We start from the raw sequence: 13,469 nt of genomic DNA, 5'->3' as shown, positions 1-13,469 counted from the left end.
TTTCGTTTCTTTAACAAAGGCCGGCACGGAAACGGGTCCAGGCACGCGGATGCGGCGGGGATCAAGATGTTTTCGGGGGAAGGATCGGGCCAAGTACCACTCTGCCCGGAAGAAAGCTACAAAACGCATGGGGGAATAACGATGGCAAACACGGATGTCCAGCACGCAGACAAGCAGCAAGCAACTAAGAGCTATGAACGGACCGAGGAAAAAACGGCGGCTACGGCTGCCCGGATCGTCAAACAAATCGCCGGCGAGCTTCAGCTCAAGGCTTCGCAGGTTCAAACGACCGTAAATCTGCTGGATGAAGGCAACACCATCCCGTTTATCGCACGGTACCGGAAAGAAATGACGGGAGAACTCGACGAGAATTTCCTGCGGGATATCGAGGAGCGGCTGAATTATCTCCGCAACCTGGAAGACCGCAAGCTGGAAGTGCTGCGTCTTATCGACGAGCAGGACAAGCTCACCGGCGAGCTCCAGGCTTCCATTGAAAAAGCGGTAAAGCTCCAAGAGCTGGAGGATTTATACCGTCCCTACCGCCAGAAGCGCAAAACACGCGCGAGCGTCGCGAAGGAAAAAGGACTGGAGCCGCTGGCGAAATTTATACTGAAACAGCCTCAGAAAGGCTCTCTTCAGGAAGAAGCCGGGAAGTATGTTCGCGAAGACAAAGGCGTTTCCACCATTGAAGAAGCTCTTCAAGGCGCGCAGGATATCGTAGCCGAGCAGCTCGCGGACGATGCGAAAATCCGGGCTTGGGTGCGTAAATTTACGCACGACAACGGGATTCTGCGTACGGAAGCGAAGAAGCGGGAAGAAGAGTCCGTTTACGAGATGTATTACAGCTATCAGGAACCGCTGAAAAAAATGCCGCCGCACCGCACGCTGGCGATTAACCGCGGAGAGCGCGAGGACGTGCTGAAGACGGCGCTCGACGTTCCCGTGGAGCGGATCCACGAATTCATCGGCCGTCAGGTCATCCAGGGGCCGTCCGTGACACGCGACGCGCTGCAATCGGCTGTCGAAGACGCCTACAAGCGTCTGATCGCGCCATCCATCGAGCGGGAAGTCCGCGGAGAGCTGACGGAACGGGCGGAGACGCATGCGATCCAGATTTTCGCCGGCAATCTGCGGAATCTGCTTCTCCAGGCGCCCGTTAAGGGCCAAACCGTGCTCGGCGTCGACCCGGCTTACCGGACCGGCTGCAAGCTGGCCGTCGTGGATGAGACGGGCAAGTTGCTGGAGGTTACGGTGACGTATCCGACGCCGCCGAACAACAAAGTCGCGGAGGCGAAGGCCGCTTTCAAGCGCCTGATCGACACGTACGATGTCGGCCTCATCGTCATCGGCAACGGTACCGCTTCGCGCGAAACCGAGCAGTTCGTGGCGGATCTGATCGCCGAGCTCAAATCGCGCAAGCTCCAGTACCTCATCGTGAACGAGGCCGGCGCAAGCGTGTACTCCGCATCGAAGCTTGCCCAGACGGAGTTCCCGGACCTCGACGTCGCGGAGCGCAGCGCCATCTCGATTGCGCGCCGCCTGCAGGACCCGCTCGCGGAGCTTGTCAAAATCGAGCCGAAAGCAATCGGCGTCGGCCAATACCAGCACGACGTCTCGCAGAAGCATCTCGACGAGAGCCTCAAAGCGGTTGTCGAATCCGCCGTTAACCATGTCGGTGTCGACGTGAACACGGCATCGCCGTCGCTGCTCTCCTACGTCTCCGGAATCAACAGCACGATTGCGAAGAATATCGTGAAGTTCCGCGAGGAGAACGGGAAATTCGGCAGCCGTAAGGAGCTGCAGAAGGTTCCCCGCCTTGGCGCGAAAACGTTCGAGCAGTGCATCGGCTTCCTCCGGGTACCCGGAAGCGGCAACCCGCTCGACAACACGCCGATCCACCCCGAGACTTACGGGGTGGTGGACAAGCTGCTGGCCGAGCTGAGAGTCGAGCTTGCCGGGATCGGCTCCCAGCAGCTCAAGGAACTGCTTCAGCGCCAGGAGCCCGATGAGCTTGCGCCTAAGCTCGGCATCGGTGTACCCACGCTGCGCGACATCCTGGACAGCCTGCAGCGTCCGGGCCGCGATCCCCGCGAAGAGCTCGGGACGCCGATCTTCCGGACCGACGTCCTTCAGATCGAGGATCTGAAGCCGGGCATGGAGCTTCAGGGTACCGTGCGCAACGTGATCGATTTCGGCGCTTTTGTCGATATCGGCATCAAAAGCGACGGTCTCGTCCATATTTCCCAGCTCAGCGACAAGTTCGTGAAGCATCCGATGGATGTGGTATCCGTCGGTGACAACGTAACGGTCTGGGTATTGAATGTCGACGTCAAGAAGGGCCGTGTCGGCCTGACGATGAAACAGCCGCAATAAACGGAACCAGCCATAAAGAACCTCAAGATCCCAAAGAGCTTGAGGTTTTCTTTTTTACTTCTGAATCATGCACCTCGGTAACGTCTTCACATCTCGATAAGGCAGGGCAGGAATAACTCTTACCCGAATGGGCAAAAACAGAAAAGATAGCTGCCGCTGGAATCCGGCAGACGATCAGAGCGGAGGGAAGGTCCATGCTTCACACATGGTTACGCAAGGGATTAACGTTGGTGCTTGTCGTTCTGCTGTTCATTTCGGCTGGCTGCAGCACAGCCGGACCGCAGGCGGGTTCGGACAAAAACCAGAGCGGCGGCAAGGAGACTCAGCCGAGTCCGACACCCACGGTCGATGATCCGCTGAAGGATCAGATCGCGAGGATGACGCTGGATCAGAAGATCGGGCAGATGGTCATCAGCGGAGTCGACGGATTGGAGATGGATGAGCATGCGCGGCAGTTGATAGATACGTATAAAGTCGGAGGCTTTATTTTATTTAAACCGAACGTAAAAAGTACGGGCCAGGCGGTAACCCTTCTGAATGCGCTCAAAGAAGAGAATGCCCGTACAGGCAGCAAAATACCGCTTATGCTGAGCGTGGACGAGGAAGGCGGACGCGTCAGCCGCATGCCGGACGAATACACAAACGTACCCGCGGGCCGGGTAATCGGTACTACGAAGAACCTCCGCTTTGCCGCGGAGATCGGGGACATTCTGGCACGGGAAGTGGCTTCCCTCGGGTTTAACACGGATTTCGCTCCGGTGCTCGATATCAACAGCAACCCGAAAAATCCGGTGATCGGCGACCGTTCTTTCGGGTCGACGCCCGAGCTTGTCGGCAATCTCGGTGTCGAGATGATGAAAGCCATCGCCGCTCAGAAAGTGATTCCCGTCGTGAAACATTTCCCGGGACATGGCGATACCGCTGTCGATTCGCATATCGGGCTGCCTGTCGTGGAGCATGATGCGAGCCGTCTGCGTTCTTTTGAGCTTATCCCTTTCGTCAAGGCTTTCCAAAGTGGGGCGGATGCGGTCATGGTTGCGCACATCCTGCTTCCGAAGCTGGATTCCACCTATCCGGCTTCCTTATCCCCGGCGGTCATTACCGATTTGCTGCGCAAAGAGCTCAATTTCGGAGGTGTCGTGTTCACGGACGATCTGACAATGGGCGCCATCGTCAAAAGCTACGGAATCGGCGAGGCGGCCGTTCAAGCGGTGAAAGCAGGCACCGACGTAGCCCTCGTCTGTCATGAATTCGACAACACGGTCCGTGTCGTAAAAGCGCTGAAGCAGGCCGCCGAAACCGGCGTTCTCTCGGAGCGCAGAATCGACGAGAGCGTTTACCGGATTCTGAAGCTTAAATATAAGTACACGTTAGCCGATCAAGCGGCTCCGCAGCCGGACGTCGGCAAAATCAACGAGCAGATCGGCCGCGTTCTGGACGCCCGTCTGCCTTAGCGGCCCGGAGCCGTCACAAAAAAAGCAGGTAATTCCGCCAATGCGGAGCTACCTGCTTTTTTCAAAGGATCCCGACAGCTCGTCGGGCGATCTCCGTGTCCGGTAAAAAAACCAACTGTCGTTAAGTAAACGAATCTGCCGAGGGTTTTTGTTCTGAAACGCTCGCATCAGCTGGTTGCAGAGCCATTGCGGCATAACGCCATCCCCTTCCTGACTGACTACTTACAGCATATGGGGAAGAGGCGCCGGGCGTGCAGGTCCTGCAACTTTTTTATCGGAAAAGCGGAGATTTACTGCTGATCTTCCTCGTATTCCTCGTACCATTGCTCCAGTTGGGCCTGCAGCGCCCGGATTTCGGTGAGGAGCGATACGAGCGGGTATGCGGATTCTTGAATAGAGGCAAAGGAAGCTTCCAGCTTATTGATATAGTCGAGACCTCCGGTTACCGGATAAGCGGTACCCACCGGCTCCAGGTTGTCGCATTCGGCGATGACGACCGGTAGTTCAGGCACATTGTGTGCGGTCAGCTTCTCGATTTCTTTGTGCAGCCGGCCGTTCAGGGCTGTAAGCTGGTACATGTGCGTAGCGGGCATTTCGACAAATTCAAGCTGGTCTTTCAGTTTCAATACGGCATATTTCATAACGCTGGTCGGCATAGCGGCGGTGCTCCTCTCATGCATCACGTTCTCGTTTTCTACTTGACAGTATAGCCCTTCATTAGGTACAAATTCAAGAGAGACTTATCCGCGGGTGATACGGGAAATCCCGTGCCGGAGCGGGGAAAGGAGTCGCTTGATATGGAAGATGCGCAGCTTCAAGAATGGGTGGAGCAGATTTCTCTGGAGGCGTTCGGATGGCCGTTTCGTCATCGTGCGCGGTTTAACCGCAGGCTTCGTGCCACGGGCGGGCGTTATTTTACGAAGTCCCACGATATCGAGATCAGCTGGCACCAGTGGGAGACTTACGGCAGGGACGATGTCGAAAAAATTATTAAGCACGAGCTGTGCCACTATCATCTTCATTTGCAGAGAAGAGGCTATCAGCACCGGGATGCCGACTTTAAACTTCTGCTCAAACAAGTGGGCGGGACGCGGTTTTGCCGGGCTTTACCCCAGCGCAAGGAACCGACTCCTTATAAGTACAAGCTCCAGTGCGTGGCCTGCGGCACCGAATACTACCGGAAAAGAAAGATGGATGTGCGAAAATACTCGTGCGGAAAATGCCGGGGAAAGCTGAAACTTTACACGCTTGACTTTCCCAAACGTTCATGATAAATTAATTATTGTCTTTCCCTGATAGCTCAGTTGGTAGAGCACTCGACTGTTAATCGAGTTGTCACAGGTTCGAGTCCTGTTCGGGGAGCCATATCTGGAGAGATACCCAAGTGGCTCAAGGGGACCCTCTGCTAAGGGGTTAGACTGCGTAAGTGGTGCGAGGGTTCGAATCCCTCTCTCTCCGCCATAAGTATTATGAAGAAAGTCGCTTAGATACAGCGGCTTTTTTGCTTTTTAGGGGTCTTTTTCGCAAGCGCAACGGGTGCTGCCCGAACCGATTTTGTTCCAGAAAATTCATTCCAAATTGGGCTTGTCATTTTGAGATGGTTAAGTTATAATACTATTTGTCGTCAAAAACGACATCATGTACTAAAAGTTGACAAGGCCCGTTGGTCAAGGGGTTAAGACACCTCCCTTTCACGGAGGTAACAGGGGTTCGAATCCCCTACGGGTCACCATGAGAGCCATTAGCTCAGTTGGTAGAGCACCTGACTTTTAATCAGGGTGTCGAAGGTTCGAGTCCTTCATGGCTCACATTCTTTACCTCGCATGCGGTCGTGGTGGAACGGCAGACACGCTATCTTGAGGGGGTAGTGCCCAATGGGCGTGAGGGTTCAAATCCCTCCGACCGCATACCTCATTAAATAAGAGACCTTGCTGAATACAGCGGGTCTTTTATTTTTTTAGAAATATTTCCCGAGAAATATCGAACCGTGAGACGGGTGTCTATTTGTGCCGGATGATTCATCGACAAACGACCCCGTGCATAAGATGGATGTCGAAAAGCCGGAAGCTTCGGAAATAAAGACAGTAATACCGCCAACCGGACGCGATTAGGGGAGTCGATGTCGATGTCGATGGATAATCCCCTTCTAAACACGAGATGATACCTGAAAACGGAGAATGCGCTGGTGGACGGTCGAATAGGTGAACAGAATCTCTGTAGTCCGGAAATAGGTCTGGGCTTTTTTATTTTCTTAAAATTAACATCCAGCTGATGCTTAATTGTAATTTCTTCCATATAATGGTGGAGTGAGCTATTATCCATTCAGAGGAGGGAATTAAATGATTCAAAAAGTTCGTGCCCGTATGATCCCCTTATTAGGTCTGTCCGCCGTTCTTGCATGTTCGTCGGTGGTCCAAGCCGCTTCGCCGGCGGCTCCGGCTCTGCATGACGAGAATCCGTCCGGCAATTTCGGGGACTGGTACACGGGAGCGGTGCCTCCGCAGGCTTCGAAAGATAAGCCCGTGATTCTTTTCGTTCAGGGGCTTCACTCGAACTATAACACTTGGCTCAAAACGGACGGGTACTACGAGGCGGCTTATAAGGCCGGGTACCGCACGGCTTTTGTACAGCTGAAAGATGCGGACGGTACGGGCGGGGACATGTGGACCAACGGTCCGAAGCTGGCCGAGGTCATCAAGAAGGTCGCCCAATATTATGGTGTCTCTCAAATCAACATCATCGCCCACTCCAAGGGCGGAATCGACACGCAGACCGCACTCCTGCATTACGGTGCCGCGCCGTACGTGAACGTCGTTCACCAGCTTTCTACGCCGAATAGGGGCTCTGAGCTGGCTGACATGGCTTACAGCGACTGGACAAGCTGGCTGGCCGACATTCTTGGGAAGAAGGACGATGCAGTCTATTCCCTTCAAACCTCCTACATGGCAAATTTCCGTACGCAGACAGACGGCAAGCCGGGAGTTTCCGCGACCAAGACTTACATGTCCGGCGGCGAAGGTGATGACGGCTGGTTCACTGCCTATTGGTTCGCTCATGCCGTCCTTCCGGGTGAGGATGACGGTGCGGTCAGCGTAGCTTCCGCGCTTGGACTGCCCTATGGCATTAAAAGCTTTACAAAGAACATTTCCCACAGCGCAATGACAACGGCTTCCCAGACCTGGAGCCTGGTGCAGCCCAAACTGGCACTCGGCAAAACGGCAGCCGCAGCGGCGCCGCTTCAAGCTGAGAACCTCATCGCCGCTCAAGCAGCCCCTGCAGTTTCCGAGAACACTTCTTTCATCATGAAAGGGGGCAGTCTCGCCAAAGGAGCCGCAAAAGAGGTGTTCCCTCTGGAAAGCGGTATCGGCTCGATCTCACTGGATGTGCTAACGGCCAAAGAAACGACGCAAGTCACATTGACAAGCCCGTCCGGCAAAAAGATCCCGCTGAATCCGGCCAAAAGTGCGGAGAAAGACGAAGCCGTTCTGTTCTCCGATGCCGTTCATCATACGCTGACGCTCGAGAGCCCGGAGAAAGGAAACTGGACTCTGGAGCTCTCGGGAGAAGGGGATGCCTACTTTATGCTGGCCCGTCCGGAAGGCCGTGTAAAAGGACAAATCAAGAACGCCCGCAAACAATTCAAACAAGGCGAGAATGCGCAAATTGCCGTTTCGTTCGACGGAGCGGGCAAGCTGGAAGACACTCAAACGAAGAAGGCGAAGCTGACCCGCTCCGGAGGCAAAGGAAAGCTGAAGAGCCTCCAGCAAGCGGGAGAAGTTAATCTGCAAACCGCGAAGAACGAAGTTCTCTTAAACTTCAAAGCGCCGACTGAGCCCGGGGTTTATAATATTTCATTCGACATCAATGGAGTGAACGAGCGGCAGGAACCTTTTACACGTTCCGTGAACTACAATTTCGCTGTGACCGATGAGGCGGGAAAAGTCGAATAGGACCGCTTCGGCAAAGCGGCTCTCCATGTCGTTTGGGGCACACTCTTTTCGGGTAATCTAAACAGAGAAACGTGTTTACTCGAAAGGAGCTGGAGAGAGCATGTCGAATCCGTCTTTGGAACAGCAAATCGTAAGCATTTTGGATAAAAACGAGATCTGCTCGTTCGGAACGGTCGAGAATGGGAAGCCCCGTGTGCGCTACATGGCTTTATTTCACGATGAACTGACCATTTATTTGGCGACCAACCGCAAAACCGATAAAGTGGAAGAGCTGCAGGACAATCACCATGTACATATTCTTGTGGGTTTTGACGGCAAACCTTCTTCCGATATCCTTCAAATCGAAGCGACAGGCAGCGTAAGTACCGATGAAAGCTTGCGTGAAAAAGTATGGCGCGACGACTTCAAGGAATGGTTTGACGGTCCGCACGATCCGGAATATGTTATTCTGAAGATTGTGCCCAGCCGTATCGAGTACTACAGCGGTAAATCCGAGCGGCAGGTATGGCAGGAAAAATAACGCTGCGGATTAAAGCGCGAAGCCGAAAGGGGCCTAATCAGGTCCCTTTCGGCTTTTTGTTCAGGACGGAGAATCTGGTTCATTCCTGGAATCCCTAGCCCAAGCGGCTAAAAAAGCGGGAACGCGTCGTCAGGATGACGGCCGGTTTAACGTCCTGATATCGCCATGTTCGGCGTATCCGATTCATAGGGCGGGGCAGCACCCGCCACAAAATCAAAAGAACGCGGAAGCTGCGCAGGCAGTCTTCCGCGTTCTTTTGATATAAACTACCGGCTGATGTGCATTCTCTTCTGCACCTGACCGAGGACAAAATCGGTCAGCAGCGCGAGAAGCGCCGCCGGTATAGCTCCCGCATACAAGCGGGCGGAATTGTCCATGTTGATGCCGGCATAAATTTCCCGGCCCAGACCTCCGCCCCCGATCAGCGGAGCGATGGTAGCCACGCCGATGGCGATGACCGCAGCCACCCGGACGCCTGTCGCGATAAAAGGCAGCGACAGCGGAAGCTGCACCTTCCACATAAGCTGAAGCTGGCTCATGCCGACTCCCCGTCCGGCTTCGGTAATCGCCGGATTTACCTGGGTGAGCCCGACAAACGTGTTGCGGATGACCGGCATCAGGGAGTAAAGGAAGAGGCCGATGACAACAGTCTTGAAGCCGAGCCCGAATACGATCATCAACAGCACAAGCAGCGCCAGACTCGGAAACACCTGAATGATGTTCGCGGCCGTAAGAATAACGGAACCGAGACGGCGGTAACGCGCGGCCAGAATGCCCAGCGGCACCCCGACGATAAGCGCCATGAGAATGGCGAGGAGAACCATTACGATATGATCGTAAGTCAGTCCCAGCAAATCCAGCCAGTTTTCACTAACATATTGAAAGAAAAGCTCCATATTCATGTCCCCTTAGAAGGCCTGCAGGACCTTTATTTCAGCAGTCCGATTTGTTTTAAATAGTCTTCCGCAACTTTTTTCTCATTGCGTTTTTTCACATCAACTTCATAGTTCAAATCAATCATAGTTTTGGCATCGATTTTCCCGATAAGCAGGTCGATAATGTCGTTCAGCTCGGGATGGGCAGCCAACAGTTCTTTTTTCACAACCGGTGAGGCGTCGTAAGGAGGGAAGAACTGTTTGTCGTCCTCCAGTGTCACCAGGTTGTATTCTTTTAACCGGGCGTCCGTTGAGTAAGCCAATACGATATCCACTTTTTTGCTGGCTACGGCGCTGTAAACGAGTGCCACTTCCATGGGAAGCGTGTTCCCGAATTGAAGCCCGTAATGTTTGGCGAATGCCTTGTATCCGTCGCTCTCTCTTTCCAGCCAGGTCGTATCCACGCCAAGCTTGATAGAGCCGGCATCCGGGATAATGTCGGAGATTTTCTTCCAGCCCTTCTCGTCGGCCAATTCTTCGCGCACCGTAAAGGCATACGTATTTTCAAATCCGTAAGGATTAAACCATTTAAAGTTAAAATGTTTATCGAAACCGGCTTGCGCTTCCGCAAGCACTTCTTCCCGGTTTCTTTTCTTGTCCTCGATCGGGAAATACTTGTTAAGCAGTTCGCCGGAATAAAGGGTGGACATCTGGATGTCGCCCTTCTTCATGGCATCGATGATCACTCCGCTTGACGCAAGGTCTGGGAGCACATCCACCTTCAGGTCGGTGCGGTCTTCGATCAGCAGCTTGTACATTTGGGCCAAAATTTTCGGCTCCGAATAAGTCTGCGTACCGATCAGAATGGTATCTCCTCGTCCGCAGCCGCTTGCTGACACAACAACCGCAGCGAGAAGGCTTGCCGCCAGTAAGCGTCTTCTCACACGTTTCATTCGAAATCCCCTTTAGACGACCTTCACAGCACGGCCGTTTTTTATAGTGATAAGCTTTTATGTAGCTCGTTAACGGTTTCCCTCAAAAAGGTTAAGCTGCCTTAGCGCTCGATGTTTTGGTACGGGAGGTCAACCATTTCTCCAGAGCCCCCAGCACGAAATCGGCGATCAGGGCTAAGATGACGGCCAGAATGGCACCGGTGAAAATAAGCTCTTTCTTGTTCACGCCCATCCCGGCTACAATCAGTTGGCCAAGGCCGCCGGCTCCGATAAGTGTCGCCAGTGTAGCCCAACTGATAATATAGACCGTGGTCACGCGGACGCCGGACATGATGTAGGGAAGAGCCAGCGGAAGCTGAATGCGCACCAACCGCTGGATCGAGCTGTAGCCCATGCCTCTTGCGGCCTCGATCAGATGCGGATTGACAGCCTGGAAACCCGTGAACGTATTCCGCATGATAGGCATCAGAGAATACAGGAACAGGGCGATGATCGCCGGCTTCATACCGACCCCGATCAGCGGGATCAGAATAGCGAGCAGGGCTAGGCTGGGAATGGTCTGGAGCAGATTCGATAAAGCAAAGACGAGCGAATTGATCCATTTAATCCGGTTTCCGGCCAAATAAACGCCAATAGGAATGGCGACGAGACAGCCGAAAGCGATGGACAGGAATGAAATGATAAGATGCTCCCGGAAAGCGACCAGGATATCCGGCATCCGGTCGCTGAGAAATTGACCGTAGCTGTTCAGAAAGTCCATTTAAGCACCTCCGCTGCCGCTGACCGGTACTTCTGCCTCGTCTTCCGCGGAAGCTTGGAGCGCGGCTTCGGCCGTTTCGGCAGATTCGTCTGAATCGGCCGGCGTATACACATCCGCGATATGACGGACTACACTCCCTTTGGTAACGAGCCCGGCGAACGTGTTGTTCTCCCGGACAACCGGAATATAAGGAAGGTTGTGCTCGTTCATAAGCTGGATTGCCACGGATAAGGAAGTGCCTGTTTCAACCGTATGATGAAAAGGCTTGGCAATGTCGGCGAGTGTGATATTTTCCTGCTTATACTTGTCGAGCACCTGGAAGATGGACGTCGTACCGATCAAACGGTTCTGCCTGTCCACGATCAAGAGGGAATCGACCCGGTTTTTCTCCATAATTTTAATGGCTTCGGCTAGACCTCTTGTAGGATAGGCAGTGATCGGATGTTCGGCCATAACCTCATCGACGGTAGGGATTTCCTCAAATCCGGTATCCGCCTGCAGCCTCTTTTTACCGACGAAAGACTTTACAAACTCATTGGCCGGATAACGGAGGATATGCTCCGGATTGCCGTGCTGAACGATCTCGCCGTCCTTCATAAGCACGATGTTGTCCGCGATTTTCACGGCTTCGTCCATATCATGGGTAACGAAAATAATCGTCTTCTTCAGATCCTGTTGAAGCCGTATCAGCTCATCCTGCAGCTGTTCCCGGGAAATGGGGTCGAGCGCGCTGAAAGGCTCGTCCATCAAAATGATATCGGGTTCCGCGGCCAGAGCGCGAATAACGCCGATACGCTGCTGCTGTCCTCCGCTTAGTTCGGAGGGATATCGGTTGCGGAACGTGTCGGGGTCAAGGGAAACCAGGCGGAGCAGTTCATCGACTCGTGTATCTATGCGCTGTTGATCCCATTTCAGAAGCTTGGGCACAACGGCTACATTTTTAGCGATTGTCATATGAGGGAACAAGCCGATATTTTGTATCACATAGCCGATGTTGCGTCTCAGCTCGACCGGATCCATCTGGGAAATGTCCTTTCCTTTGATGGTAACCCTCCCTTCGGAGGGATTGATCAAGCGGTTGATCAGTTTCATCGTGGTGGATTTACCACATCCGCTTGGTCCGATGAGGACATGGAGCTGGCCTTCGGCAAACTCTAAATTAAGATCTTTCAATGCGACGAATCCATCGTCGTATCTTTTGATAACACCTTCCAGTCGAATCATTCTATGCAGCACCCCTTTTTCTCTAAGTAACAAATATGAAGTTTACTTGTGTAACCTTTTATATAAACAGAAGCAAGCGAATTGAATCACCAACGGTTAAGGATTTAGTCTCCTCGTCCAGAAACCGCCGCGGAAAAAACGCGGTTCATAAGAGATTACAAAAGCTTTCGGAGCGAGTTCATGAAGAGTGCTCAGAAGCTTTTTTTCCAGAGAACGTTTAGCGAGCACCTGCATGACCAGACGGGGACCGTCGCGTCCTTCCGCCACCCAGTGGGTGACACCGTAGCCTTTGTTCCGCAGGGTATCCGGCAGAGTCGTTTCCGTATAATCGACGACAATCTGCAGAGTGGTGTATCCGAGCGCAAGCCAGCCTTCAATGCGGATCCCGAGCCAGACGCCTGCCCCCCAACCTACGCAGTAAGCAATAATATTGACGGGGTCGTCGATGTTCTTGAGCACAATATTAAGGCCCATTAAATAAATGAAGATCTCCACCGTACTTATACTTGCGGCGAGCAGTCTTCTTGCCTTCATCACCAAAATCATGCGGATCGTGGAGAGAGAGACATAAGCGATATTGATGACGATAATGGTAAGAATGGTTTGGGCGCTTATCATACTGATGCTCCTTTCGATGTGAGTTTTGCGCTTTCAACTTATGGAAAGGTATTACCCACAATCGCCTCGGCCGAACAGGTACAGGAGAGAGCAGGGAGAATGAGTGCCTGCAAGCCGTTAGCTATAAGCCCGGTATTCATTAACTCGGAAGCGGGCTGAAGGTGTTTTAATCTTAGCCTTGCTTTACGTTTAAGGTTGCTGAATTAGGACTAAACTATACAGGGTTGTATATAGAGGAAGTTAATTGTTCGTTTATGTAAAAATATACCTGTTGAATCTTTCTTTGCAGGCGTGGTATATTGTTCTTCCGGCCGCTGAGAGGCAGTCGGAAATGGATGAAAAAAAGATGTTGCAAGCTAACAGTTAATGTGATATATTATAACTCGGCCGCAAGAAACGCGGTTGAATGTGAGAGTCATGTTAGAAAACTTGCGACAGAGTGTTAAAAATAACACTTGCATCGCTAAGGTGAATGTGTTAGAATGAAATTCCGGTCGCGAGAACGACTGGTACAAACAAGTAACATACACAAGATTGTCCTTTGAAAACTGAACAACGAGTGATTGAAGCGTCTCGAGAAATCGAGACATTAATGAGAAGAAATTCTCGTCAGCAACGAATTTTTGAGCTTATCAGCTTGAGATAAACCGCTGGCCTAACGGCTAGCACAACTTTATCGGAGAGTTTGATCCTGGCTCAGGACGAACGCTGGCGGCGTGCCTAATACATGCAAGTCGAGCGG

12 protein-coding genes, 5 tRNA genes and 1 rRNA gene are annotated in these 13,469 nt (G+C 52.8%); 11 read left to right on the top strand and 7 right to left on the bottom strand.

Annotated features, from left to right (window positions below; all coding sequences use genetic code 11):
• Window positions 1-141 precede the first annotated feature (141 nt).
• Window positions 142-2,373 carry a Tex family protein gene (locus tag AC58P5_RS27730; protein ID WP_497392270.1) on the top strand — a complete coding sequence of 744 codons (2,232 nt, stop codon included), beginning with the start codon at window positions 142-144 and terminating at the stop codon, window positions 2,371-2,373.
• A gap of 194 nt (window positions 2,374-2,567) precedes the next feature.
• Window positions 2,568-3,827 (top strand): beta-N-acetylhexosaminidase, encoded by a 1,260-nt coding sequence (nagZ, locus tag AC58P5_RS27725; RefSeq protein ID WP_497392268.1) that lies wholly within the window; start codon window positions 2,568-2,570, stop codon window positions 3,825-3,827.
• A 48-nt stretch (window positions 3,828-3,875) separates the two neighbouring features.
• Here nagZ and cmpA read toward each other — a convergent pair whose 3' ends face one another.
• Together cmpA and AC58P5_RS27715 are read right to left on the bottom strand one after the other, a co-directional pair.
• Window positions 3,876-4,022 carry a cortex morphogenetic protein CmpA gene (gene cmpA / locus AC58P5_RS27720; RefSeq protein WP_085981306.1) on the bottom strand — a complete coding sequence of 49 codons (147 nt, stop codon included), beginning with the start codon at window positions 4,020-4,022 and terminating at the stop codon, window positions 3,876-3,878.
• 95 nt (window positions 4,023-4,117) lie between these two features.
• Window positions 4,118-4,483 carry a hydrolase/acyltransferase gene (locus AC58P5_RS27715; protein WP_405080451.1) on the bottom strand — a complete coding sequence of 122 codons (366 nt, stop codon included), beginning with the start codon at window positions 4,481-4,483 and terminating at the stop codon, window positions 4,118-4,120.
• A 141-nt stretch (window positions 4,484-4,624) separates the two neighbouring features.
• On the opposite strand from AC58P5_RS27715, the gene AC58P5_RS27710 reads away from it, so the two are divergent.
• The 8 genes from AC58P5_RS27710 to AC58P5_RS27675 all read left to right on the top strand — a co-directional run bounded on the left by AC58P5_RS27710 (window position 4,625) and on the right by AC58P5_RS27675 (window position 8,297).
• Complete coding sequence (locus tag AC58P5_RS27710; RefSeq protein WP_497392265.1) at window positions 4,625-5,098, top strand: SprT family protein; 474 nt, start codon at window positions 4,625-4,627, stop codon at window positions 5,096-5,098.
• Window positions 5,099-5,116: 18 nt separating this feature from the next.
• Window positions 5,117-5,192 (top strand) — tRNA-Asn (locus tag AC58P5_RS27705).
• 5 nt (window positions 5,193-5,197) lie between these two features.
• Window positions 5,198-5,288 (top strand) — tRNA-Ser (locus AC58P5_RS27700).
• Between the two features lie 196 nt (window positions 5,289-5,484).
• Window positions 5,485-5,559, top strand: a tRNA-Glu gene (locus AC58P5_RS27695).
• Between the two features lie 3 nt (window positions 5,560-5,562).
• Window positions 5,563-5,635 (top strand) — tRNA-Lys (locus AC58P5_RS27690).
• 17 nt (window positions 5,636-5,652) lie between these two features.
• Window positions 5,653-5,734 (top strand) — tRNA-Leu (locus AC58P5_RS27685).
• A 432-nt stretch (window positions 5,735-6,166) separates the two neighbouring features.
• The gene (locus tag AC58P5_RS27680) at window positions 6,167-7,777 is read left to right on the top strand and encodes an alpha/beta hydrolase (protein ID WP_497392263.1); all 1,611 of its coding nucleotides are present in this window, start codon (window positions 6,167-6,169) and stop codon (window positions 7,775-7,777) included.
• 100 nt (window positions 7,778-7,877) lie between these two features.
• Window positions 7,878-8,297 (top strand): pyridoxamine 5'-phosphate oxidase family protein, encoded by a 420-nt coding sequence (locus tag AC58P5_RS27675; protein WP_497392261.1) that lies wholly within the window; start codon window positions 7,878-7,880, stop codon window positions 8,295-8,297.
• 266 nt (window positions 8,298-8,563) lie between these two features.
• Here the strand turns inward: AC58P5_RS27675 and AC58P5_RS27670 are convergent, their stop codons facing one another.
• The 5 genes from AC58P5_RS27670 to AC58P5_RS27650 all read right to left on the bottom strand — a co-directional run bounded on the left by AC58P5_RS27670 (window position 8,564) and on the right by AC58P5_RS27650 (window position 12,727).
• Window positions 8,564-9,193, bottom strand: a complete 630-nt coding sequence (locus AC58P5_RS27670) for an ABC transporter permease (RefSeq protein WP_497392259.1) — start codon at window positions 9,191-9,193, stop codon at window positions 8,564-8,566.
• Between the two features lie 32 nt (window positions 9,194-9,225).
• Window positions 9,226-10,125 (bottom strand): glycine betaine ABC transporter substrate-binding protein, encoded by a 900-nt coding sequence (locus AC58P5_RS27665; RefSeq protein ID WP_497392257.1) that lies wholly within the window; start codon window positions 10,123-10,125, stop codon window positions 9,226-9,228.
• A gap of 91 nt (window positions 10,126-10,216) precedes the next feature.
• Complete coding sequence (locus AC58P5_RS27660) at window positions 10,217-10,885, bottom strand: ABC transporter permease (protein WP_497392255.1); 669 nt, start codon at window positions 10,883-10,885, stop codon at window positions 10,217-10,219.
• Window positions 10,886-12,109: an ABC transporter ATP-binding protein gene (locus AC58P5_RS27655; protein WP_497392253.1), complete on the bottom strand. Its 1,224-nt coding sequence runs from the start codon at window positions 12,107-12,109 to the stop codon at window positions 10,886-10,888. It lies immediately after the preceding gene.
• 96 nt (window positions 12,110-12,205) lie between these two features.
• Entirely contained in the window at window positions 12,206-12,727 is a 522-nt protein-coding gene (locus AC58P5_RS27650) for a DUF2179 domain-containing protein (protein WP_009675179.1), read from the bottom strand.
• Window positions 12,728-13,400: 673 nt separating this feature from the next.
• Here AC58P5_RS27650 and AC58P5_RS27645 point away from each other — a divergent pair.
• A 16S ribosomal RNA gene (locus AC58P5_RS27645) occupies window positions 13,401-13,469 on the top strand; the annotation flags it as partial.

The organism is Paenibacillus sp. JT31N7 (assembly GCF_059692095.1).
Note: the sequence above shows the minus strand (reverse complement) of the source record. Positions and strands in the feature narration are given on the sequence as shown.

Bases quoted from the DNA above. Each gene is read 5' to 3' on its own strand.
- AC58P5_RS27675 (WP_497392261.1), top strand. From the start codon at position 7,878: ATGTCGAATCCGTCTTTGGAACAGCAAATCGTAAGCATTTTGGATAAA.
- AC58P5_RS27680 (WP_497392263.1), top strand. From the start codon at position 6,167: ATGATTCAAAAAGTTCGTGCCCGTATGATCCCCTTATTAGGTCTGTCC.
- AC58P5_RS27655 (WP_497392253.1), bottom strand. From the start codon at position 12,109: ATGATTCGACTGGAAGGTGTTATCAAAAGATACGACGATGGATTCGTC.
- AC58P5_RS27715 (WP_405080451.1), bottom strand. From the start codon at position 4,483: ATGCCGACCAGCGTTATGAAATATGCCGTATTGAAACTGAAAGACCAG.
- AC58P5_RS27660 (WP_497392255.1), bottom strand. From the start codon at position 10,885: ATGGACTTTCTGAACAGCTACGGTCAATTTCTCAGCGACCGGATGCCG.
- nagZ (WP_497392268.1), top strand. From the start codon at position 2,568: ATGCTTCACACATGGTTACGCAAGGGATTAACGTTGGTGCTTGTCGTT.
- AC58P5_RS27730 (WP_497392270.1), top strand. From the start codon at position 142: ATGGCAAACACGGATGTCCAGCACGCAGACAAGCAGCAAGCAACTAAG.
- AC58P5_RS27710 (WP_497392265.1), top strand. From the start codon at position 4,625: ATGGAAGATGCGCAGCTTCAAGAATGGGTGGAGCAGATTTCTCTGGAG.
- AC58P5_RS27670 (WP_497392259.1), bottom strand. From the start codon at position 9,193: ATGGAGCTTTTCTTTCAATATGTTAGTGAAAACTGGCTGGATTTGCTG.
- AC58P5_RS27650 (WP_009675179.1), bottom strand. From the start codon at position 12,727: ATGATAAGCGCCCAAACCATTCTTACCATTATCGTCATCAATATCGCT.
- AC58P5_RS27665 (WP_497392257.1), bottom strand. From the start codon at position 10,125: ATGAAACGTGTGAGAAGACGCTTACTGGCGGCAAGCCTTCTCGCTGCG.
- cmpA (WP_085981306.1), bottom strand. From the start codon at position 4,022: ATGCCGCAATGGCTCTGCAACCAGCTGATGCGAGCGTTTCAGAACAAA.